This window comes from Allokutzneria albata, from assembly GCF_900103775.1.
GTDB lineage: Bacteria > Actinomycetota > Actinomycetes > Mycobacteriales > Pseudonocardiaceae > Allokutzneria > Allokutzneria albata.
This window is the reverse complement of record NZ_LT629701.1, coordinates 6,562,492-6,583,945: the sequence shown is the minus strand read 5'-3', so window position 1 is coordinate 6,583,945 and position 21,454 is coordinate 6,562,492. Positions and strand designations below refer to the sequence as shown.

The window sequence follows — 21,454 nt, the reverse complement described above, 5'->3', positions numbered from 1 at the left end:
TTCTCGCTTCCACTAAAACCAAACGGCACAACGGCCACCTTGCGTAACCCCGCGTCGACAACCGGTAGCTACGGCACGGCGAATGAGACCTGGATCGCAGACGGAACGAACTTCGCGGACCATTCGACTGCGACGACCGGCACCCCCTCTCCGGGGGTAATGCCGATCACAGTGGATCTCCGTGCCGCTCGCCGTGGCTCACCGACCGCTCATCGCAGTCGGCACATGTCGATCACTCAGCCGGACCGGCCCTGGCCCGTGCGACGACCGGTACGACGAACGGCAGGGGGCCGTTCGCCCTCGCCCGAACCTCGACGAGCGCGTCCCATCCGTCGAGCCGGCAGGAGGTGATCGCGACGCCCATCCGGGCGGCGACCCGCTCGGCCGCGCGGCACGACGCCGCGACACCGGAGGCAGCCTGCCCGGCGGCCGCGAGCGCCGCGAGATCGGCCGCGGCCTCCGCCCGATGCCGGTGGATCAACGCCGAGCCGAGCCCGATCAGCAGCACCAGCACGGAGAGCAGACCGGCGACACCCACCGCCGCCGGGACGGTCGCCGACCCGAGGTCAGCGCGATCCTCGCTGGTCAGAACGCCGTTTCCGGGCTGCCGACGCCAGGTTCGAGCACGGCGAACGCAGTGCCCCGCAGCCGCAGGCCCGGCAGCAGGCGCCCAAGCGCCGCCACTTCGACCGCGACGGAAACACTGTCGCCGTCCTGCCGAACGGTCAGCGCGGCCCCCGCCGGAGCGATCTTGCTGAGCGCCTCGGCCGAACCACCGTGATCGCCCCGGGAGATCAACCGGGCGATCTCGCGGGCGGCGTCGACGCACCGGATCTGATCGGCGACGGCACGCAGACCGGTGAACGCCAGGCCGAGCACGAGCAGCAGAGCGGCCACCGCGATGGCGGCCTCCACGGTCGCCGCGCCCCGGTCGTTCACCACTAGAAGGCGACGTCGAGCGCACGCCGGACCAACCCCTCCAGGGCCGCCGTCACCGGCTCGCCGGTGACCACCGCGTAGAGGATGCCCGCCAATGCGGCGGCGGCAATGGTCACGATCGCGTATTCCGAGCTGGCCATCCCGGCATCGGAGTCGACGAGTCCGACAAGGCGGGACCGCGGAGTCGAAAACACTTTCCAACGCACTTTCAACCACCCCTTCCAGGGGTTCGGGTAGTTCTCCATGTATTTCCTGTCCACTTCGGACATTCCGGATACCGCGGTTACCAGGTGGCCATCAGTCCGTTCGCCAGGCCGACGATCACGGGCGCGACACCGAGGCAGAGGAAGGCGGGCAGGAAGCACGCGCCCAGTGGCGCGGACATGAGCACCGCCGCACGCTGCGCGCGCGATTCGGCCCGGTCAGCGGCGGTGGCGCGCTGCGCAGCGGCCAGTTCCCGGACGAGCTGGGCGAGCGCGGCACCCGACCGGGCCGTCCCCCGCGCCGCCCTGGCCAATCGAGCGGTCTCCGGGAGGGCCGACGCGGCCTGCCACGCGATCGCGGGAGCCGCGCCCAGCGCGAGCAGTTCGGCGGCTTCCACCAAGGCTGCACGGGCCCTGCCCGCAAGCCGGTCGGCGGAGACACGCACGGCAGCGGGCACTGGCATTCCGGAGCCCAGGCACGCCGCGAACATGTCCCATGCCGCAGCCAGTACCAACGGATCGGCATCCGACGGCTCCACCTGCCTGCTGAGCAGCCAGCGGGCGCCGTACCAGGCCGCGACCGCGACCCCCGGGCTCAGGAGCGCGGAATCCGGTGCGATGGCAACGAAACAGCCGCCAACGCTGAGCCCGGCGAGCACAGCCAACAGCCGCCGACGAGGCCCAGCTCGGGACTCCGCGTCGTGTACGGCGCTATGCTGTCCACACAGTGCACGGAGTCTCGGCCGAGCACCGGGCGCGGTGGGCGCGACGATCAATGCCGCCGCCAGCGCCAGCGCCGCCAAGGCTTGCGCCGTCATGCAGTCACCACCCGCGAGATCAACCGTGTACTCCACGCCACGCCCGCGCACATCAGCACGGATCCGGCGATCAACAGCCCTTGACCGAAGCCGGTTCCGACGAGCACCGCGAACGGAGCCGCCCCCATCGCCTCACCGAGGAGCAGACCAACGATCGGCAGACCCGCCAGCACGGCGGCTGTGGACCGTGGACCGGCCATCCGCGAGTCGACTTGGCTCTCGAACCGAACCCTCTGGCTCAGGTCGCGGTGCAGGGCCTCCACCAGCTCCGCCAGGGGCACGCCATGGTTCTCCGCCGTGCTCCACGCCTCGCCGAACTGCCGCAGGACCGGCCCACGCAGGCGGTCCGCTTCGGCGAACCGATCGATGGCGGCCCGCACGTCTCCACCGAGCCGGGCCGTACAAGCTATGGAGCGCAACACTTTCTCCGTCTCGGGGTCCGAATCCACGGCGACGTTCTCGACCGCGCTCGCAGGATGCGCACCTGACCGCAGCTCGCCGACGATGAGTTCAAGGGCTGCCGCCAGGTCCCGCGCCGCTGCGCGTCGGCGAAGGTCGAAGCGCCGACGCCGCAGGTGCCTCGCTCCGGTCCAGAACAGGGCAGCGAGGGCGAGTCCGCCACCCACCCCGGCGAGGAGGCACCCGCAGGCTCCGGCCGCCACGACGAGGATCGCCGCGTTCGGCCCGTGCCGTGTCCACTTGGAACGCTTCGGCACCCCGGACAGCGCCGCGAGCCTGGGTCGCGCGGACACGTTGGGCCACAACATGATTCCTACGGCGAGCAGGAAGAGGGCGACGGCGACCACGGCGGGTTCACCTCCCTTGCCTTGAGCAGATCGGCGAGCAGGGACCTGCCTGGCTTCCACCCGTCGTCGTGCTGCCAGACGGGAACGAACCTGGCGCGCTCGTCGACGCGGACGAGGGTGCCGATCCCCGCGAGTCGGCGACGTCCCCCGGGTTCGCGCTTCATGTGGAGCACCACCTGGATGGCCGCGCTGAGCTGGCTGTGCAAGGCGTCCCGGGGCAGTCCGCCGAGCGCGGCGAGCGCTTCCAAGCGCGCGGGGACCTCGGCCGGGGAGTTCGCGTGCACGGTGCCCGCCCCGCCGTCGTGCCCCGTGTTCAGCGCGGCGAGCAGCTCGCACACCTCCGCACCGCGGACCTCGCCCACCACCAAGCGGTCCGGGCGCATGCGCAGGGCCTGGCGGACGAGCTGACGCAGCGTGATCTCTCCGGCGCCCTCGACGTTGGGCGGGCGAGCCACGAGCCGGACCACGTGGGGGTGCGCCGGACGCAGTTCCGCGGCTTCCTCGACGCTGACGATCCGTTCGTCCTCCGGAACGCAGCCGAGCATCGCGGCGAGCAAGGTCGTCTTGCCGGAGCCGGTGTTGCCGACGACGAGGAAGGCCAACCGCGCCGCGACCAGCGATCTGAGAACCGCCGTCATCGCGTGGTCGAAGGTTCCCAGCCCGCACAGGGCGTCCAGGTCGTGCGTCGCCGGGCGGAGCACGCGAAGCGACACGGAGGTGCCGTCCGCGGCGATCGGCGCGAGCACCGCGTGCAGGCGGACGCTTCCTCCGGCGCCGCACTCGGGCAGCCAACCGTCCACGTAGGGCTGCGCGTCGTCGAGCCTCCGCCCGGCTGCGAGGGCGAGCCGCTGAGCCAGGCGCCGCACGGATTCCTCGTCCGGCAGGTCGACCGGCACCTGCCGGAGACCGCGGCCCTGGTCCACCCACACCTGCCCGGCACCAGCGACCAGCACGTCGGTGGTGGCGGGGTCGCGCAGCAGCGGCTCCAGCGGCCCGGCACCGACGAATTCCTGGTGCAGCAAACGAATCGTCTGCAAGAGGGTGGCGTCTCCGATGACTCCGCCGGCCTCCGCGCGAACCGCCTCGGCCACGGCTCCCGCGGTCACCGGCGCGGTGCTCGCCGCGATCCGGTGCCGGACCCGGTCGGCGAGGTCCTCGCTCATTGCCGGCTTCCGCAGAGGACGTCGAGCACGTGCCCCGCGGCCTCGGCGAGCGGCCCCTTGCCCTGTGCCGGGGCGTGGCCGTTGTCGAGTGCACGGTCGATACCGGGCTCCGGGCGCATCGACGTGAGCAGCGGCAGGGCGAGGGAACGCTCCACGTCGGTCGGCAGGAGCCCACCCGGTGCCGGACCCCGCACCACGACGCGGAGCTGAACCCCGCGGCTCAGTGCCCGCTCCGCGACCCGAGAGGCGGCTGCGCAGGCGCGGACCTCCGCGGGCACGACGAGCACCGCGAGGTCGGCGAGATCGAGAGCGGTGAGCGCGGCGGCGGGCAGGTGCCGCGGCAGGTCGCACACGACGATCCCGCCACCACGACGCCCGGCGGACACCACCGCCTCCACCGCGGCCGGCTCCGGTCCGCTGCCGTCCCGGTCGCAGGACAGCACGGTGAGGCCGCCGCCCCGCACGTCGGCGGTGGGCAGGGCGGATCGCAACGACGAGGGCGACATCCGCCCGCGCGTCGGTGTCAGGCCGGGCCAGCGCAGGCCCTCCGCGTGCTCGGCCCCGAGCATCAGGTCGAGGCCGCCGCCCAGCGGATCGCAGTCGACCAACAGCACCTGTTCGCCGCGGCGGAGCGCGACCACGGAGGTCGCGCAGGACAGCACCGACGCCCCTGCTCCGCCCCGGCCGCCGATCACCGCGAGCACGCGGCCCGCATCCGATCCCGGGCCTTCCGCTATGTCGGCAAGCGTGGCGGTCAGCCAGTCCTCGGCTTCGGGAAGGGCGAGGACCTTGTGCACCCCCAGCTCGACGGCCTGCCGCCACAGCGCCGGATCGGGCTCGGTCGCCGTCAGCACCACGATGTCCGCCCTGCGCGGCAGATCCGCTTCGGCGCAGTGCCTCAGGCCCGTGTCGTCGAGCAGCACCAGCGGCGCGGACGCCCACTGCTGCCGCGCGGCGGACGGGTCGGGCACCCGCTGCACGTCGCAACCCGCCGCCGCGGCCAGTCGCAGTGCTTCGTCGAGCAGTTCGGTGTCCTCCATCAACACCAGCGGCCGTGCCGTGTCCACTGTCTCCCCCTGACGTTCGCGTCGCGCCGGTGTGAGTTCCGGCGGCTGTTCCACGGTCGCCCGGGATCGGGTGGGGTGCCATGGGGTCGGGGCGATCTGTGGACAACGGGGTGCGTTGTGGACAACTCGGCCGCACCTGGTGGTCGCGGCGGCGGAAATGTCGGTGTGGCGCGAGAGAATTGAAAGCGGGGGTCCCCCTCGCGCGCGCGACCCCGAGTGAAGAACCGGCGGGCGCCGAATCGAACTCGGCGAACCCCGTCCCCATCGGCGCGTCGCGGCGGTGTGTGAGTTCGGCGTGAAACCGTTTTGCGGCACAAGGCATCCGCGGCACCACGGAGCTCCACCCCGCGCATAACGTTGGTATAGAACGTTCCAAGGGCGCGAGGAAGGCTCGGAAAGGCCGGCCGAAACGGGTCCGGACATGGGACGACCCCCGCCAGGGGGGAGGGACGGGGGTCGTCATAGGTTCAGTCCCGGGGGGTCGGACTGAACCCGTCCGGCACAGCCGGACGTGACTACTGTATCCCCCCGCCGCCAGAAGTTGCCTCTCGTCCGTTCGAGCGACAGGTGACGATTCGGCAGCGGTGCCGCAACGAGACCTATGCTGAACGCGTGATCGTTCCTGGTGAGAGCGGGCGAAAGACGGCAAAGACCCGGGTCGCGGCGTTCTTCGACCTCGACAAGACCGTCATCGCCAAATCGAGCACGCTGGCCTTCAGCAGGCCCTTCTTCCAGGAGGGATTGATCAACCGGCGGGCGGTGCTGAAGAGCGCCTACGCCCAGTTCATGTTCATGCTCGCCGGGGCGGACGCGGACCAGACGGAACGGATGCGCGAGCACCTGACCTCGCTGTGCACCGGCTGGGACGTCGAACAGGTGCGCGCGATCGTGGACGAGACGCTGCACGACATCGTCAACCCTTTGGTCTATGCCGAAGCCGCCGAACTGATCGCCGACCACAAGACCGAAGGTCACGATGTGATCGTCGTCTCTGCCTCCGGCGCGGAGATCGTCCAGCCGATCGCCGAGATGGTCGGGGCCACCCGCAGCGTCGGCACCAGGATGGTGGCGGCGGAGGGCCGCTACACCGGCGAGGTCGACTTCTACTGCTACGGCGAGAACAAGGTCGTCGCCGCGCGGGAGCTGGCCGAGGCTGGCGGGTACGACCTGGCCGACTGCTACGCCTACTCCGACTCCATCACCGACCTGCCGCTGCTGGAGGCGGTCGGGCACCCCACCGCGGTCAACCCGGACCGGTCGCTGCGCAAGGTCGCCGCGCAGCGCGGGTGGCCGGTGCTCACCTTCTCCGACCCGGTTTCGCTGCGCTCGCGCATCCCGAGCCCGTCGGGCACGGCGGTGGCCGCCGCCGCGGTCGGACTGGGCGTCGTCGCGGCGGCCGGAGTCGCCTTCTACGGCATCCGCAGGCACCAGCGGCGGGCCAAAGGGCAAGAGGAACAGAGCGACTGAACCTGTTAGGGCTAGCGGTTTCCAGCCGAAGGCGCAGCCCTACCGGTGGGTTGGCGCGGGGCGTGTCGACCTTGCTGAACCGGTGCACCCGGAAGTGCCCTTGCTGTGACGGCAGTCACGGACTACAAAGGGAAGTGCGGACCGGTAGAGGCCAGGAACGTTACGAAGAGAAGTACCGTTCACCCCCTGTCGCTCCGTGCGAGGAGATTGGGAACCCACGCGCAGCACGCCGCGGGAGGCATGTCGTCGAAGGGCTGCGTATCAGGACGCTGGACGCCGAGCCCTCACCAGGTACGACACGAGATGCACGCTTGGTACCCCGATCCTCCTCGCTGATGGGGCGGCGCCCTCGACGCAAGTCGACGGGCGCCGTCCCCTTTTTCGTGCCACCTTCGCTCCCTGCCACAGAGGGTGTGCACGTCCGCACGGTTCGTGAAAGCCTGCACCGACTGCGCCAGATGAACCAGCGATGGGATCGGATTGTTCGGCAAGCGGGCGACCAGGGCACTTGAGTTCGTTGCAGCCCCGTCACACGCGTTGACCCCCAGGATCCCCGTGGGTAACTTGCCGTGCTTACCGGGCATCCAGTTGAGAATTGGCCGCCAGCGACGTCGGGAGGCTCCGTTGCGTCACGTCAAGTCCATCCCCCGCAGGCAGGTCGCGGTGCTGCTGTCAGCAGCCATCGCCGCCGCCACGGTGGGCGTCCCCGGGGCCGTCGCCGCCCCGGACGCGCCCGTGCAGAACGCGGAGGCGGCCACCACGAGCGCGGCTGCCACCACGCTCCGCGGCATGACGCTCGAACAGAAGGTCGGCCAGCTCTTCGTCGCCAACGTCTACGGCAAGACCGCTGACACCCCGCACCCGAAGAACCGCGAGGAGTTCGGCGTCGACACGGCCGCCGAAGTCGTCAAGCGCTACCACCTCGGTGGCGTCATCTACTTCGCGTGGACCGACAGCTTCCACAACGCCCGCCAGGTCGCCGAGCTCTCCAACGGCCTGCAGCGCGCCGCGCTGGACTCCGGGAACCTGCCACTGCTCGTCAGCACCGACCAGGAACAGGGCGTGGTGACGCGGTTCGGTCCGCCCGCCACCCAGTTCCCCGGCAGCATGGCCCTCGGCGCGACCCGATCCACCGAGGACGCCAAGAAGGCCGCCGAGGTCACCGGCCAGGAGCTGCGCGCGGTCGGCATCAACCAGAACTTCGCCCCGGACGCGGACGTCAACGTCAACCCGGCCAACCCGGTCATCGGCGTGCGGTCGTTCTCTTCCGACCCCAAGCTCGTCTCCGACATGGTCGCCGCGCAGGTCAAGGGCTACCAGGGCGGACTGCCCACGCAGGGCGTCTCCGCCAACGTCAAGCACTTCCCCGGCCACGGCGACACCGACGTGGACAGCCACTACGGCCTCCCGGTCATCAACCACACCCCCGAGCAGTGGGCGCAGCTGGACGCGCCGCCGTTCCGCGCGGCCATCGCCAAGGACGTGGACTCGATCATGACTGCGCACATCGTGGTGCCGAAGCTGGACGACTCCGGTGAGCCGTCGACCTTGTCTCCCAAGGTGATCACCGGGATGCTGCGCGGCGAGCTCGGCTTCCGCGGCGTGGTCTACACCGACTCGCTGCGGATGGAGGGCGCGCGCAAGAAGCACCCGGACGCGCGGCTGCCCGTGCTCGCGCTGAAGGCGGGCGTCGACGTGCTGCTGATGCCGCAGTACCTGGAGCTGGCGATCAACAGCGTGATCAACGCAGTGCGCACCGGTGAGCTGACCGAGCAGCGCATCGACGAGAGCGTGCTGCGCATCCTGGTGATGAAGTTCAAGCGCGGCATCCTCACCAAGCCGCTCGTCGACCCTGCCGCCGCGGAGAAGTTCGTCGGCAACAAGCGCAACCAGGCCGTCGCGCAGAAGGTCACCGACGGCACCGTGACCGCGATCCGCAACGACGACAAGCTGCTGCCGCTGCGCACCAAGCCGGGCAAGGTCCTGGTGACGGGCTGGAGCGACCCCGCCGCCACGTGGGGCACCGCGAGCACGCAGACGCTGTCGAAGCAGCTCAGCGCGCGGGGCGTCGCGACGACCGCGCTCACGACCGGTCTCCGGCCGACGCCGCAGGCGATCGAGTCGGCGGTGACCGCGGCCGGGCAGAACGACGCCGTGGTCGTGCTGACCAACCGCGCGGCCAAGGAGCCGTTGCAGCGCGAGCTGCTGAACAAGCTCGCGGCCACCGGGAAGCCGGTCGTCGCCGTCGCCGTGCGCGATCCGTACGACGCCGCGCACGTGGACTCCGTGAAGACGTGGTTGAACACCTACTCGTTCAGCGCGGGCTCGATGGAGTCCGTCGCCAAGGTCGTGCTCGGCGAGCTCTCCCCCAAGGGCAAGCTCCCGGTCAGCGTGCCCAGCGCCGCCGACCCGACCGCCGTCCGGTTCCCGTTCGGCCACGGCCTGACCTGGTAAGCGGAGGAATGTCCACAATGGATGGTCTGAACAGGCGGAAGTTCCTCGCCGCCGGTGCCCTCGCCGCGCCCGCGATCGGCGTGGGTGCCGGTGTCGCCGCGGCGCAGCCGGAGGCCGAGGCCGGAGCCGGCTTCTGGCGACCGCCCGTCCGCACGGGTGCCGACCAGCTCGCCGCGGGCGGCTGGAGGGCGTTGGCGGGCAAGAAGGTCGGCATCGTCACCAACCCGACCGGCGTGCTCTCCGACATGCGCCACATCGTCGACGCCATGGCCGACAGCAAGAAGGTCAACATCGTCGGCGTCTTCGGCCCCGAGCACGGTTTCCGCGGCACCGCGCAAGCCGGTGGCTCCGAAGGCGAGTTCATCGACCCGCGCACGAAGCTGCGGGTGTTCGACGCCTACGGCATCAACGCGACCAAGCTCGCCGAGCTGTACAAGAAGGCCGGCGTGGACACCGTCGTGTTCGACATCGGCGACGCGGGTGTGCGGTTCTACACCTACATCTGGATGCTCTACACGGCGATGCACGCCGCGATCCTCGCGGGCAACCTCCCGGTCATCGTGCTCGACCGGCCGAATCCCATTGGCGGCCAGGCGTTCGGGCCGCAGTTGGACCCGAAGCACTCCTCGGGGGTCGGCCGCAAGCCCATCGCGCTGCGGCACGGCATGACCATGGGCGAGCTGGCGCGGCTGTACAACGACACGTTCCTGCCGCAGGAAACCGGCTCGAAGGTCACTCAGCTCGACGTCGTCGAGGTGCGCGGCTGGCGGCGGGACAGCCTCTTCTCCGACACCGGGCTGCTGTGGGTTCCGCCGAGCCCCAACGTGCCGACTCCCGACACCGTGCTCGCCTACCCCGGGACCTGCCTGTTCGAGGGCACCCTGTGGTCGGAGGGCCGGGGCACCACGAGGCCGTTCGAGATCATCGGCGCGCCCAAGGTCGACTGGCGGTGGGCCGAGGCGCTCAACGGCTACCGGATGCCCGGCGTGCTCTTCCGCGAAATGTACTTCCAGCCCACCTTCAACAAGCACGTCGGCGTGAACTGCGGCGGCGTGCAGCTGATGATCACGGACAAGCGCCGCTTCGAGCCGATCCGGGCCGGTGTGGCGATGCTCGTGGAGGCCAAGAAGCTCTACCCGGGCCTGTTCGCGTGGCGCACCGACAACTTCATCGCGAAGCTGTGGGGCACCGACCGGCTCAAGGACATGGTGGAGCGCGGCGCGGGCGTCGACGAGATCGTCGGCAGCTACCAGGCCGAAGAGGCCGATTTCCGCAGGCACCGCGCCAAATACCTGATCTACCGGTGAGAGGTGACATGCGTTCCCGTGCATTGACCTGTGTCGCGCTGCTGACCGGTCTCGCCGTGCTCGGCGGGACCGCGTCGGCAGCGCCCGCCTCCCCGGAGGCCTTCGGCACCGCGGGGCGGTTCGACCGCCCGCACTCCGGTTTCGCTCCACAGTGGACGAAGCTGCGCGACGGCAGTCCGGAGCAGGTCGGCCTCGACCGCGCGCCGATCGACGCCGCGTGGAACCAGCTGCGGGCGTGGACGGAGAAGCAGGGCACGGCCAACCCGCTCTACGCGGGCGCGGTCGGCGTGCTGGTGCACGACGGGGTCGTGGTCAGCAAGGGCGCGCTGGGACACGCGCTGCGCTACGCCGACGACAAGGGCACCGAACTGCCGAAGGACAAGTGGGTGCCGATGGGCGCCGACACGATCTTCGACATGGCCTCGATCTCCAAGCTGTTCACCTCCGTCGTCGTGATGCAGCAGGTGGAGCGCGGCAAGATCGACCTGGACCGCACGGTCGCCAGCTACCTGCCCGCCTACGCCGCCAACGGCAAGGAAGGCATCAAGGTCCGCCAGCTGCTCACCCACACCACGGGCATGCAGCCGTTCATCCCGCTGTGGCGGGACTGGCCGGACAAGCCGTCGCGGATCAAGGCGGCCCTGGAGTCCAAGCTCCAGCAGCCGCCCGGCACCGGCTACATCTACTCCGACCTCAACCTGATCACCCTCGCCGTGCTGGCCGAGCAGGTGGCGGGCGCACCCCTGGACGTGCTGGTGCGCAAGGGGGTCACCGATCCGCTCGGCATGACCGACACCGGCTACAACCCGCCGAAGGAGAAGCTGCACCGCGTCGCGGCCACCGAGTTCGCCGTGGTGCCGCCGCGCGGCATGGTGCGCGGTGAGGTGCACGACGAGAACGCGTGGTCGCTCGGCGGTGTCGCCGGGCACGCGGGGATCTTCTCGACGGCGCGCGACATGGCCGTGTTCGGGCAGATGGTGCTCAACGGCGGCAGCTACGGCGGGAAGCGGGTCCTGCGGCCCGACACGCTGCGAGACATGACGGTCAACTACATCCCGCAGTTCGCGCCGAACCAGCGCGGGCTGGGCTTCGAGCTCAACCAGCACTGGTACATGGACGGCCTCGCCGGGCAGCGGACCGCCGGGCACACCGGTTTCACCGGCACCTCGCTGGTGATCGACCCGACCTCGCGGTCCGTCGCGGTACTGCTGACCAACCGGGTGCACCCGACCCGCACCTGGGGCTCGAACAACCCGGCGCGGCGGGCGTTCGCCAGGGGACTCGCCCAGGCCATGGGCGTGCGGCCGGTGCAGGGCCCGGACGCCTGGTACTCCGGTGCCCCTGACGCGCGCGACGCCACGCTGACCACCCCGGCGCTGCCCGGGGCGAAGGTCGCCACGTTCGACGTGTTCGTGGACACCGAGCCGAAGCTGGACAAGCTGACCGTGGAGGCCAGTGTGGACGGCGGGACTAGCTGGCAGCCGGTCCCGCTGCGGACCGGTGGCCGCGGTGCCCCGGAAGGGCCGCAGGAGGCGCTCAGCGGCAGCGGGCACCGCTCGTGGTGGACGGTGCTGGCGGACCTGCCGGAGGCGAAGGACGTGACGCTGCGGTGGCGCTACAGCACCGACGCGCAGTCGTCGGGCCGTGGTGTGTACCTCGACGGCATCCGCGTCTGGGGCCCCACCGGGCTCGTGCTCGACGGCGAGCGGGAGCCGCGGCGCCTGACCGCGGACGGGTGGAGGACCGCCCGGCACTGACGGCCGGTGGGGCTTTCGCCACACCTCGACGTGACGAAAGCCCCACCGGAACGTGATCACGAAGCCCCACCTCCACCAGCGCGGGAGGTGGGGCTTCGTCACGTTTGTCCGGTGCCCGGTGACGCGTTCGTCACATCTCCCGACATCCCGGTTGACGGGCGGTGTAACGATTCGGCCTCGTGCACGACGCGGGCAGATGAATGTTTTACGTATTTTCGCGGAGCTGGACCGATTTCGAACAATCGTTGTCAACTGCCGCATCGCCGATGAGAGGGCTCTCACCCGCCGCGGCGCGCACGCCTCCTACCAGCCGGATGTCTGGCAGCCAGGAAGTTGAACGTGCTACAACCTGTCGTCCGATTGAATGACACCGGAAAGCACTTTGCGTTTCCAGATCGGGGCAAGTTCTTCATCAACAGCCCCGTTCAGCTGAGTTATGGTGGCGAAGCAGCCTCCGAGACAAGCACTTCGCCTGGGGTTGATCCGCAACCTACTTGTTAGTAAGTTTCCGACATGGCCTCAGAGAACGGCGTAGCTATGGACACCGGCGAAGCAAGCCCCCTCGTTCGGATCCGTTCACTGTTCCCGGGTCTCGCCCGTGCGGAGCAGCGGGTCGCCCAGGTCGTGCTCGCGGACCCGGCCACGGTGGCGCACCGGAGCATCACCGAGGTGGCCGAGCAGGCCGGTACCAGTGAAACGACGGTCACCCGGTTCTGCAAGGCGATCGGCGTAGGCGGTTACCCGGATCTGCGTATCGCCCTTGCGGCCGACACCGCTCGCACCGCCGCCCGTGCGGACCGGGACCTCGGCAGCGACATCGGACCGGGTGACGACCTGCGCGCCGTGGTCAACAAGGTCGCCTTCTCCGACGCCCGCGCGGTCGAGGAGACCGCGGACCAGATCGACGTCGCCGAGCTGGAGCGCGTGGTCGAGGCCATGGCCATCGCGCGCCGGGTCGACGTCTACGGCGTGGGCGCGAGCGCCTTCGTCGCCATGGACCTCCAGCAGAAGCTGCACCGCATCGGCCGCACCTCCTTCGCGTGGAGCGACACGCACATCGCGCTGACCTCGGCCGCCGTGCTCACCGAGGGCGACGTCGCGGTGGGCATCACCCACAGCGGCGCGACCGCGGACACCGTGGAGGCGCTGCGGGTCGCGCGCAGCCGCGGCGCGATCACCGTGGCCCTGACCAACTTCCCGCGCTCGCCGGTCACCGAGGTCGCCGACTACGTGCTGACCACCGCCGCGCGCGAGACCACGTTCCGCTCCGGAGCCACCGCGAGCCGGATCGCCCAGTTGACCGTGATCGACTGCCTGTTCGTCGGTATCGCGCAGCGGCACCACGACTCGGCGACCGCGGCCCTGGAGGCCACCTATGAGGCGGTGAGCGGTCACCGCCTCGGACCGCGGCCGGACGGCCGCCGCCGCCAACGGGAGTCAGGAAAATGACCGTGCCAAGCCCTCGCCCGGCCGTCCGGGTCAACGCGCCGACCGAGCGCCGCAACCCGCGCACCATGGACATCGACCTGCTGCCGACGCAGGAGATCCTGCGCCTGATCAACAATGAGGACCGCACGGTCCCGGACGCGGTCGCGGCCACGCTGCCGCAGCTCGCGCGGGCCGTGGACTTCGCCGTCGCCGCGCTGCGCGGCGGGGGCAAGGTGCACTACGTCGGAGCGGGCACCTCCGGCCGCCTGGCCACGCTGGACGCCGCGGAGCTCTCGCCGACGTTCAACGCGCCCGACGACTGGTTCCTGGCCCACCACGCGGGCGGTCCCGCCGCGCTGATCAAGGCCGTGGAGAACGCCGAGGACGACGACGAGGAAGGCGCGCGGGTCATCCGCGAGCACGCCGTCGCCGGCGACTTCGTGCTCGGTCTCGCGGCCTCGGGCCGCACCCCGTACGTGCTCGGCGCGCTCGCCGAGGCGCGGCGGATCGGCGCGCACACCGGCTTCGTCTCCTCCAACCCGGCGACCGCGTCGCTGGTGGACGTGGACGTGACCATCGCGCTGGAGACCGGGCCCGAGGCGATCGCGGGCTCCACCAGGATGAAGGCGGGCACCGCGCAGAAGCTGGTGCTGACGTCCTTCTCCACCGCCGTCATGATCAAGCTCGGCCGCACGTACTCCAACCTGATGGTCAGCATGCGCGCCACCAACGCGAAGCTGCGCGGGCGCAACGTGACGATCCTGCGCGAGGCCACCGGGCTCGGCGAGCAGGAGTGCTCCGACGCCCTGCAGGCCGCGGACGGCGACGTGAAGGTCGCGCTGGTCTGCCTTCTGTCCGGTGTGGACAGTGCGCAGGCCGCGCTGGCGCTCAACGAGACCGACGGACACGTGCGCGACGCCCTGGTGACCCTGGGCGCGGCCACCCGCTGAGCACACCCCGTGTGGTGATGCCCCCGGACTCTCCCCCGGGGGCATCACCACGTCAGGCCTCGAGCGCCGCGTCCGCGATGCTCTTGCCCTCGCGGGCACCTGCCTCCATCGAGGCGCAGCAGAACACGATCCACTCGCCGACGCCGTCCGGTTCGCCGGTCGCGAAGGCCGCGGCCGCCTTGCGGTAGTCGTCCGGCTTGCGCATCCAGTGCACCTCCGGCACCGCGAGCCCCTTGGGGTCCAGACCGGTGGCGATGGCGGTGAGCCGGGCCGCGGCCCGCGCGACCACGCCGTCCGCCGCACCGAAGGCGTCCAGCGCGAGCAGCTCTCCGTGCACCACGGCGACCAGCACCGGGCCGGGCACCTCCGTGCCACCCGCGACGAGCTGCGCGAGGAGGTCGAGGCGGGTCGAGGTCTCCGAGTCGCCCTTGGGCCTGCCGAGCGCGTCGGACTGGGCGATCGGCACCAGGTCGGCCGCGGCGAGCACGTGCAGCCGGGCGAGGGCCTGCAGCGGTGCGCGTTGCCAGGTGGTGAGCAGTAAACCGACGGACTCGGCCACGCGCAGCGACCCGGCGAGCACGGGATCGCTCACCTCGCCCCCGGCGGGGATCTCCGCGCTGCCGCCGTCGAGGACCGCCGAGGCCCGCGCGGCACGCACCGACGCCTCGGCGGCGGTGGTCGGCCAGCCCTTGCGGTTGGCCGGGTGCCGGTGCAGCTCGTCGATCGCCTCCCTGGCGGACTTCACGGCCTCGGACACCCGAGGCAGGTCGAGTAGCGGACGCAGTGGGTCAGCGACCAAGGAACTCACGAGACGGGGACGTTACCGCCAGCAGTGGCCTAGCGCGATCGTCGCGATGTGGACGTTCCCCCTTCGGAGGCTTGATACCTACCTTCGGGTTGTGACTGTTGACAGCAGGTGGTGGGAGCAGCCGGTCCTGATCGGCCGCCACGTCCGGCTCGAACCGCTGACCCAGGAGCACGCGGAGGGGCTGCACGCCGCGGGCAAGGACCCGGAGATCTGGCGCTGGCTGAGCTGGCGCCAGCCGGTCGAGCTCGCCGACACGCGGCGGATCATCGCCGCGGGCGACGCCGACCGCGAGCGCGGCTTCCGGCTGCCGTGGGCGCAGATCGACCAGCGCTCGGGCGAGGTGGCGGGCACGACGTCCTACTACGAGATCACCCCCGAGCACCGCGGCATCGCGATCGGCTACACCTGGATCGGCGCGCCGTGGCAGCGGACGGCGCTCAACACCGAGGCCAAGCTGCTGCTGCTGGCCAGGGCGTTCGAGACGCTGGGCGCGAACCGGGTCACCTGGCACACCGACATCGACAACCTGCGCTCGCAGCGGGCCATCGCCCGGCTCGGCGCGCAGCGCGAGGGCGTGCACCGGCACCACCGGATCCGCCCGGACGGCACCCTGCGGGACACCGTGACCTTCTCGATGATCGCCGAGGAGTGGCAGGAAGCGCGGCAGCGGCTGTCATCGCGGCTGCTCGACTAGCGCGGCGACGTGGTCTGGACCACACGGGCTCGGCTGTTTTCGTGAGCTGGATCGCACTACGGTCCAACGTGAACGTGAACGTGAATGTCCGATCCCCTGGAGGTCCTCCCCCATGGCCCCACCGAGCGGCAACGACGCCGGGCAGAGCGGGAACGCTCTGGACAACCTGCTCACCGAGAGTCGCACGTTCCCGCCCAGCGCGGAGTTCGCCGAGCAGGCCAACGCCACGTCCGACCTGGCCGAGCGCGCCTCCGCCGACCGCGAGGCGTTCTGGGCGGAGCAGGCCGGGCGGCTGAGCTGGACCTCCGACTGGGACCAGGTCCTGGACTGGTCGGCGGCCCCGTTCGCGAAGTGGTTCGTCGGCGGCAAGCTCAACGTCGCCTACAACTGCGTCGACCGGCACGTCGACTCCGGGCACGGGGACCAGGTCGCGATCCACTGGGAAGGCGAGCCCGGGGACTCCCGCGCGATCACCTACGCCGACCTCAAGGACGAGGTGGGCAAGGCCGCCAACGCGCTGGCCTCGCTCGGCCTCACCGCGGGCGACCGCGTGGCGATCTACATGCCGATGATCCCCGAGGCGATCTACTCGATGCTCGCGTGCGCGCGGCTCGGTCTGACCCACAGCGTGGTCTTCGCCGGGTTCTCCGCCGAGGCGCTGCGCTCGCGCATCGAGGACGCCGAGGCAAAGCTCGTGATCACCACCGACGGCCAGTTCCGCCGCGGCAAGCCCGCCCCGCTGAAGACCGCGGTGGACGAGGCCGTGGCGCAGACGCCGACGATCCAGAACGTGTTGGTGGTCAAGCGAACCGACACCGACGTCGAGTGGACCGAGGGCCGCGACCTCTGGTGGCACGACGTCGTCGACGGCCAGTCCACCGAGCACACCCCCGAGTCCTTCGACTCCGAGCACCCGCTGTTCATCCTCTACACCTCGGGCACCACGGGGAAGCCGAAGGGCATCCTGCACACCTCGGGCGGCTACCTGACCCAGGCGGCCTACACGCACCACTACGTCTTCGACCACAAGGCGGGCGAGGACGTCTACTGGTGCACCGCCGACATCGGCTGGGTCACCGGGCACTCCTACATCGTCTACGGGCCGCTGGCCAACCGCGCCACGCAGGTGGTCTACGAGGGCACGCCGAACACCCCGCACGAGGGCCGCCACTGGGAGATCGTGCAGAAGTACAAGGTCTCCATCTACTACACGGCGCCGACCCTCATCCGGACCTTCATGAAGTGGGGCGCGGACATCCCGGCGAAGTACGACCTGTCCTCGCTGCGCGTGCTGGGCAGCGTCGGCGAGCCGATCAACCCCGAGGCGTGGATGTGGTACCGCGAGCACGTCGGCGGGAACCGCTGCCCCATCGTGGACACCTGGTGGCAGACGGAGACCGGCGCGATCATGATCGCCCCGCTGCCCGGGGTGACCGCGTGCAAGCCGGGCTCGGCCATGGGCCCGCTGCCCGGCATCGGCGCGAAGGTCGTCGACGAGTCGGGCGTCGCGGTCGGCAAGGGCGGCGGCGGTTACCTGGTGCTGGACCAGCCGTGGCCGTCGATGCTGCGCGGCATCTGGGGCGATGAGGAGCGCTTCCGCGACACCTACTGGTCGCGCTTCGCCGAGCAGGGCTTCTACTTCGCGGGCGACGGCGCCAAGTACGACAGCGACGGCGCGGTCTGGCTGCTCGGCCGGGTGGACGACGTGATGAACGTGTCCGGGCACCGCATCTCCACCACCGAGGTGGAGTCGGCGCTGGTCTCGCACGCCAAGGTGGCCGAGGCGGCCGTGGTCGGCGCGAGCGACCCGACGACGGGCCAGGGCATCGTGGCCTTCGTGATCCTGCGCGGCGGGGCCACCGAGGGCGGTGACATCGCGAAGGAGCTGCGCGACCACGTCGCCAAGGAGATCGGCCCGATCGCCAAGCCCCGGCAGATCATGGTCGTCCCCGAGCTGCCGAAGACGCGCTCCGGCAAGATCATGCGGCGGCTGCTGCGCGATGTCGCGGAGAACCGGCAGGTCGGTGACGTCACCACGCTGGCCGACTCGACCGTGATGGACCTGATCAGCTCGGGCCTGAACAGGGGTTCCGATGACTAACCCTGTCTAGCGCCACCTGAGTCCTTTGTGGACGAACGGGGCCCGCCGACCTCCGGCGGGCCCCGTTCTCGTTGTCAGCGCCGGGGAAGGTGCTTGCGGAAGTGCTCCTGCACCTCGTCCGCGACACCGCCCGCGCCCAGCCGACCGTCCACTGTGATCACCCGGAAACCGCACAGCCGCGCGGACCGAACCGCGTCCTCGGCCAGCAGGCGATCCCGCGCGACACGATTCGCCTGTGCCAGAACGGGATCACTCACCTCGACCGCGAGATGGCCGATCGCCAGGCTGCGCGCCCGGTCCAGCTCGCGCAGCTGGTGCTGCCGGAACTCCTCGGACGGAACCAGGAACACCGCCTGGTCCGGCGCGGTCACCCGGGTGGCGACCAGCTCCGGCCGCAGGCCCCACCCCTCGGCGATCAACGGCCGCGTCGTGGACAGCGCACGCAGGTCGTCGAGCGCCATGTCGAAGCGCTCGGTGAAGCCGCGCAGGCAGTCCGCCGCCATCCGCTCCGGCGACCGCTGCACCCACTGCTCGTCGGGGCTGTCGTTGACGGCCGCGTTCCGGTGCGGGTACCGGAGCGCGTTGGCCATGGCCCGGTCCAGGTGACCCCGGGCGTCGTGGAAGTCGTAGTGGTAGGCGGTCAGTCCAAATCGTTCGGCGAGTATCCGGGCGACAGTGGTCTTCCCAGCCCACTGCGCGCCACCAATCCACAGCACGGTCCCCATGGTGCGAAAGTGTGCGAGCACGAAAAGAGAAGAACAAGTCTTGTTCTTCGCGAAAATAGCTGGTTTATTATTACTATGCCCGCTTGAACAGCGCGCGCAAGTCACTCCACACCGCACCGATACCCACTGCTACCAGCAAAAATGCCAGCAGGACATCGGAAAGGGCGTGGTCCATGAACACGGCGAACTGGCTCGCCGTCATCGTGGCGAGGACGCCGCAGACCCCGACCCAGAGTGAGTCTTTCAGGCAACCGTTCCCTTTTTTCAAGTTTTGGTGGCCACCGAGCACCGATGTCGGTAGAATAATCAGGAGCGAGGTTCCCTTCGCGGGCGCCGCCGGGAGCGAGAACCCCAGCTGCATGATCGGCACCAGCACGGTCCCCCCACCGATGCCGGTCAGCCCGGACAGCAGCCCCACCACCACCCCGATCGGCAGCAGCAGTGCCAGGGTCCCCAGCCCGTGGCTGACCGCACCGCCGACCTCGCCGGGAGCGATCCACAGCCGCACCGCCGTGCCCACGGCGATCAGCGCGTACAACCAGCGCAGCGCCGCCAGCGGGGCCCTGGTGAGCAGCGCCGCGCCCAGCCAGGCGCCGATCAGCGACCCGATGCCGAGCGGGAGCGCGAGCACGAAGTCGACCTCGCGGTGCAGCGCGTACCCGATCGCCCCCGCGACGGCGAGCGGTCCGACCGCGGTCAGCGAGGTGGCCACGGCCTGCCGCTGGTCCCGGCCGCACCACGCCACCAGCGCGGGAACGATCACCACTCCGCCGCCGACGCCGAAGAGCCCGGACAGCGTCCCCGCCGTCGCGCCGATGACGGCGAGCCGAGCGCGCTCGGAGCGAGGGGTCACGGGTCGACCCTAGGCCGACGCCCGGCGCTGACGTGCATGAACTCACTCACAGAACGTGATTTAGTTGCGCTAACTACTTTCGGGTTCCCGGCGCGCCGCTAAGATTGCGCACAGGTGAGCCGGGAAGTCTGGTCGGCAGGCGATACGCCGTCCCCGGACCAAGGAGCACGATCTTGTCGCGAGCCCGCCGAGCCGCCGCCGTCCTGCCGGACCTGGCCAGATACCTCCGCACCGAGACCGTCGGGGGCATGGTCCTGCTCGGCGCCACCGCCGTCGCGCTGCTGTGGGCCAACTCCCCGCTGGACGAGTCCTACCGGTGGCTGCGCGATCTGCGGATCGGGCCGGACCTGCTGCACCTGAACCTCACCGTGGGTGAGTGGGCCAAGGACGGCCTGCTCGCGCTGTTCTTCTTCGTCGCGGGCCTGGAGCTCAAGCGCGAACTCGTCGTCGGCGAACTGTCCGATCGCAAGGCCGCCACGCTGCCGGTGATCGCCGCGCTCGGCGGGATGCTGGTGCCCGCGGGCATCGCGCTCGCGGTGAGCTGGGGCGCTCCCGGTTCCGGGCAGGCGTGGGCGATCCCGGTCGCCACCGACATCGCCTTCGCCCTCGGCGTGCTCGCCATCACCGGCTCCGGCCTGCCGAACAGCGCGCGGATCTTCCTGCTCAGCCTCGCCGTCGTGGACGACCTCGGTGCCATCCTGGTCATCGCGCTGCTGTTCACCAGCGGCTTCGACCTGCTGGCCGTCGCCGTGGCGGTCGTGCTGCTCGCGCTGTACTGGTACCTGCAGCGGCGCCGGGTGACCTCGTCGTGGATCTACGTCCCGCTCGCCGTCGCGGTGTGGGTCGCGGTGCACTCCACCGGCGTGCACGCCACCATCGCCGGCGTCGCGCTCGGCCTGCTCACCCGGGTGAAGCGGGACCGCTACGAGCCCGAGGCACCCGCCGTGCGGCTGGAGCACCGCCTCCAACCGTGGTCGGCCGGGCTGGCCGTGCCGGTGTTCGCCCTGTTCGCCGCCGGGGTGCCGGTCGGCGGCGACGCGCTGGCCGCGCTGACCACCGACCGGATCGCGCTCGCGGTGATCATCGGCCTTGTCGTCGGCAAGCTGCTCGGGATCTTCGGCTTCTCCCTGCTGTCGGTGCGCTTCGGCCTGGCCAGCAAACCGAAGGACCTGGCGTGGCGGGACATGGCCGCCGTCTCGATGCTCGGCGGCGTCGGTTTCACGGTGAGCCTGCTGATCGCCGAGCTGGCGCTGCCGAAGGAAGCGGCCGAGCTGGCGAAGGCCGCGGTGCTGGTCGCTTCGGCCGCGGCGGCGCTGCTCGCCGCGGCGATGCTGATCAAGAGGAGCCGGGCGCGCGGCGCGTGACATGCCGGGGACGAGGAGCCGACACGCCGGTGTCCGTGGCGCATGGCACGATGACCGCGTGACCAGCGCCCAGCACAAAGGCAACGGCAGCGGAGCCGAGCTGCCGCCCGTCGCGTCCATCCCGCTGACCGACGACAACGCCAGCACCGCGGCGGAGCAGTCGATCGGCGGACTCGTCCGCGAGGCGACCACACACGTCTCCACCCTGATCAGGGCCGAGCTCGAGCTCGCCAAGATCGAGCTCAAGGGTGAGGTGCGCAAGGGCCTCAAGGGCAGCGTCTACTTCGTCCTCGCGCTCGCCGTGCTGGGCTTCAGCACGTTCTTCCTGTTCTTCTTCCTGGGCGAGCTGCTGTCGGTCTGGCTGTACCGCTGGGCCGCCTTCGGCATCGTGTTCCTGCTGATGCTGGCGGCGGCGGGGCTGTTCGGGTTCATGGGCTACCGCAAGGTGCGCAAGATCCGCGCGCCGGAGCGGACCATCCGCACGATGCGCGAGAACGCCTCGATCGCCCGCCGCTCCCACGATCCCGAGCCGGAGCACTACTGACCATCC

The 21,454-nt window shown here is 70.6% G+C and carries 20 protein-coding genes; 10 read left to right on the top strand and 10 right to left on the bottom strand.

Annotated features, from left to right (window positions below; all coding sequences use genetic code 11):
- Positions 1 to 232: 232 nt before the first annotated feature.
- From BLT28_RS30035 to ssd, 7 genes are read right to left on the bottom strand one after another with little or no spacing between them, the layout of a single operon-like run.
- Complete coding sequence (locus tag BLT28_RS30035; RefSeq protein ID WP_030428309.1) at positions 233 to 589, bottom strand: Rv3654c family TadE-like protein; 357 nt, start codon at positions 587 to 589, stop codon at positions 233 to 235.
- Positions 586 to 939 carry a TadE family type IV pilus minor pilin gene (locus BLT28_RS30030; RefSeq protein WP_030428205.1) on the bottom strand — a complete coding sequence of 118 codons (354 nt, stop codon included), beginning with the start codon at positions 937 to 939 and terminating at the stop codon, positions 586 to 588. Before BLT28_RS30030 ends, BLT28_RS30035 begins: the two co-directional genes overlap by 4 nt.
- 2 nt (positions 940 to 941) lie before the next feature.
- Positions 942 to 1,184 (bottom strand): DUF4244 domain-containing protein, encoded by a 243-nt coding sequence (locus tag BLT28_RS42625; protein ID WP_081900134.1) that lies wholly within the window; start codon positions 1,182 to 1,184, stop codon positions 942 to 944.
- A 38-nt stretch (positions 1,185 to 1,222) separates the two neighbouring features.
- Positions 1,223 to 1,960 carry a type II secretion system F family protein gene (locus BLT28_RS42210; protein ID WP_081900111.1) on the bottom strand — a complete coding sequence of 246 codons (738 nt, stop codon included), beginning with the start codon at positions 1,958 to 1,960 and terminating at the stop codon, positions 1,223 to 1,225.
- Complete coding sequence (locus BLT28_RS30015; protein WP_030428202.1) at positions 1,957 to 2,766, bottom strand: type II secretion system F family protein; 810 nt, start codon at positions 2,764 to 2,766, stop codon at positions 1,957 to 1,959. The genes BLT28_RS42210 and BLT28_RS30015 overlap by 4 nt, the downstream gene beginning before the upstream one ends.
- Positions 2,733 to 3,929, bottom strand: coding sequence for a TadA family conjugal transfer-associated ATPase (locus tag BLT28_RS30010; protein WP_043810617.1), 1,197 nt, complete (start codon positions 3,927 to 3,929; stop codon positions 2,733 to 2,735). Before BLT28_RS30010 ends, BLT28_RS30015 begins: the two co-directional genes overlap by 34 nt.
- A complete protein-coding gene (ssd, locus tag BLT28_RS30005) occupies positions 3,926 to 4,996 on the bottom strand; it encodes a septum site-determining protein Ssd (RefSeq protein ID WP_043810615.1) in 1,071 nt (356 codons plus the stop codon). The genes BLT28_RS30010 and ssd overlap by 4 nt, the downstream gene beginning before the upstream one ends.
- Positions 4,997 to 5,608: 612 nt before the next feature.
- On the opposite strand from ssd, the gene BLT28_RS30000 reads away from it, so the two are divergent.
- The 6 genes from BLT28_RS30000 to murQ all read left to right on the top strand — a co-directional run bounded on the left by BLT28_RS30000 (position 5,609) and on the right by murQ (position 14,359).
- Positions 5,609 to 6,463: an HAD family hydrolase gene (locus BLT28_RS30000; RefSeq protein ID WP_052407016.1), complete on the top strand. Its 855-nt coding sequence runs from the start codon at positions 5,609 to 5,611 to the stop codon at positions 6,461 to 6,463.
- Positions 6,464 to 7,087: 624 nt separating this feature from the next.
- Positions 7,088 to 8,917 carry a glycoside hydrolase family 3 protein gene (locus BLT28_RS29995; RefSeq protein WP_407638763.1) on the top strand — a complete coding sequence of 610 codons (1,830 nt, stop codon included), beginning with the start codon at positions 7,088 to 7,090 and terminating at the stop codon, positions 8,915 to 8,917.
- A 17-nt stretch (positions 8,918 to 8,934) separates the two neighbouring features.
- Positions 8,935 to 10,224 (top strand): exo-beta-N-acetylmuramidase NamZ family protein, encoded by a 1,290-nt coding sequence (locus BLT28_RS29990; RefSeq protein WP_030428197.1) that lies wholly within the window; start codon positions 8,935 to 8,937, stop codon positions 10,222 to 10,224.
- An 8-nt stretch (positions 10,225 to 10,232) separates the two neighbouring features.
- Positions 10,233 to 11,981, top strand: a complete 1,749-nt coding sequence (locus tag BLT28_RS29985) for a serine hydrolase domain-containing protein (RefSeq protein ID WP_030428196.1) — start codon at positions 10,233 to 10,235, stop codon at positions 11,979 to 11,981.
- Between the two features lie 513 nt (positions 11,982 to 12,494).
- On the top strand, positions 12,495 to 13,430 hold the full coding sequence (locus tag BLT28_RS29980; protein WP_231950479.1) for a MurR/RpiR family transcriptional regulator: 936 nt from the start codon (positions 12,495 to 12,497) through the stop codon (positions 13,428 to 13,430).
- Complete coding sequence (murQ, locus tag BLT28_RS29975; RefSeq protein WP_030428194.1) at positions 13,427 to 14,359, top strand: N-acetylmuramic acid 6-phosphate etherase; 933 nt, start codon at positions 13,427 to 13,429, stop codon at positions 14,357 to 14,359. The genes BLT28_RS29980 and murQ overlap by 4 nt, the downstream gene beginning before the upstream one ends.
- A 52-nt stretch (positions 14,360 to 14,411) precedes the next feature.
- Here murQ and BLT28_RS29970 read toward each other — a convergent pair whose 3' ends face one another.
- The gene (locus BLT28_RS29970; protein ID WP_231950478.1) at positions 14,412 to 15,116 is read right to left on the bottom strand and encodes a Fic family protein; all 705 of its coding nucleotides are present in this window, start codon (positions 15,114 to 15,116) and stop codon (positions 14,412 to 14,414) included.
- A 142-nt stretch (positions 15,117 to 15,258) separates the two neighbouring features.
- Between BLT28_RS29970 and BLT28_RS29965 the strand changes: the two genes are divergently transcribed.
- Positions 15,259 to 15,861 (top strand): GNAT family N-acetyltransferase, encoded by a 603-nt coding sequence (locus BLT28_RS29965; RefSeq protein ID WP_030428192.1) that lies wholly within the window; start codon positions 15,259 to 15,261, stop codon positions 15,859 to 15,861.
- 112 nt (positions 15,862 to 15,973) lie between these two features.
- Complete coding sequence (gene acs, locus BLT28_RS29960; protein ID WP_052407015.1) at positions 15,974 to 17,962, top strand: acetate--CoA ligase; 1,989 nt, start codon at positions 15,974 to 15,976, stop codon at positions 17,960 to 17,962.
- 74 nt (positions 17,963 to 18,036) lie between these two features.
- Here acs and BLT28_RS29955 read toward each other — a convergent pair whose 3' ends face one another.
- Both BLT28_RS29955 and BLT28_RS29950 read right to left on the bottom strand, forming a co-directional pair.
- A complete protein-coding gene (locus tag BLT28_RS29955; RefSeq protein WP_043810611.1) occupies positions 18,037 to 18,687 on the bottom strand; it encodes a hypothetical protein in 651 nt (216 codons plus the stop codon).
- Positions 18,688 to 18,760: 73 nt separating this feature from the next.
- Positions 18,761 to 19,540, bottom strand: a complete 780-nt coding sequence (locus BLT28_RS29950; protein WP_052407014.1) for a sulfite exporter TauE/SafE family protein — start codon at positions 19,538 to 19,540, stop codon at positions 18,761 to 18,763.
- Positions 19,541 to 19,713: 173 nt separating this feature from the next.
- Here BLT28_RS29950 and nhaA point away from each other — a divergent pair, with 173 nt between their 5' ends.
- Both nhaA and BLT28_RS29940 read left to right on the top strand, forming a co-directional pair.
- The gene (gene nhaA / locus BLT28_RS29945) at positions 19,714 to 20,904 is read left to right on the top strand and encodes a Na+/H+ antiporter NhaA (protein WP_043810608.1); all 1,191 of its coding nucleotides are present in this window, start codon (positions 19,714 to 19,716) and stop codon (positions 20,902 to 20,904) included.
- 58 nt (positions 20,905 to 20,962) lie between these two features.
- Complete coding sequence (locus BLT28_RS29940) at positions 20,963 to 21,448, top strand: phage holin family protein (RefSeq protein ID WP_030428187.1); 486 nt, start codon at positions 20,963 to 20,965, stop codon at positions 21,446 to 21,448.
- The last annotated feature ends 6 nt before the right edge of the window (positions 21,449 to 21,454 follow it).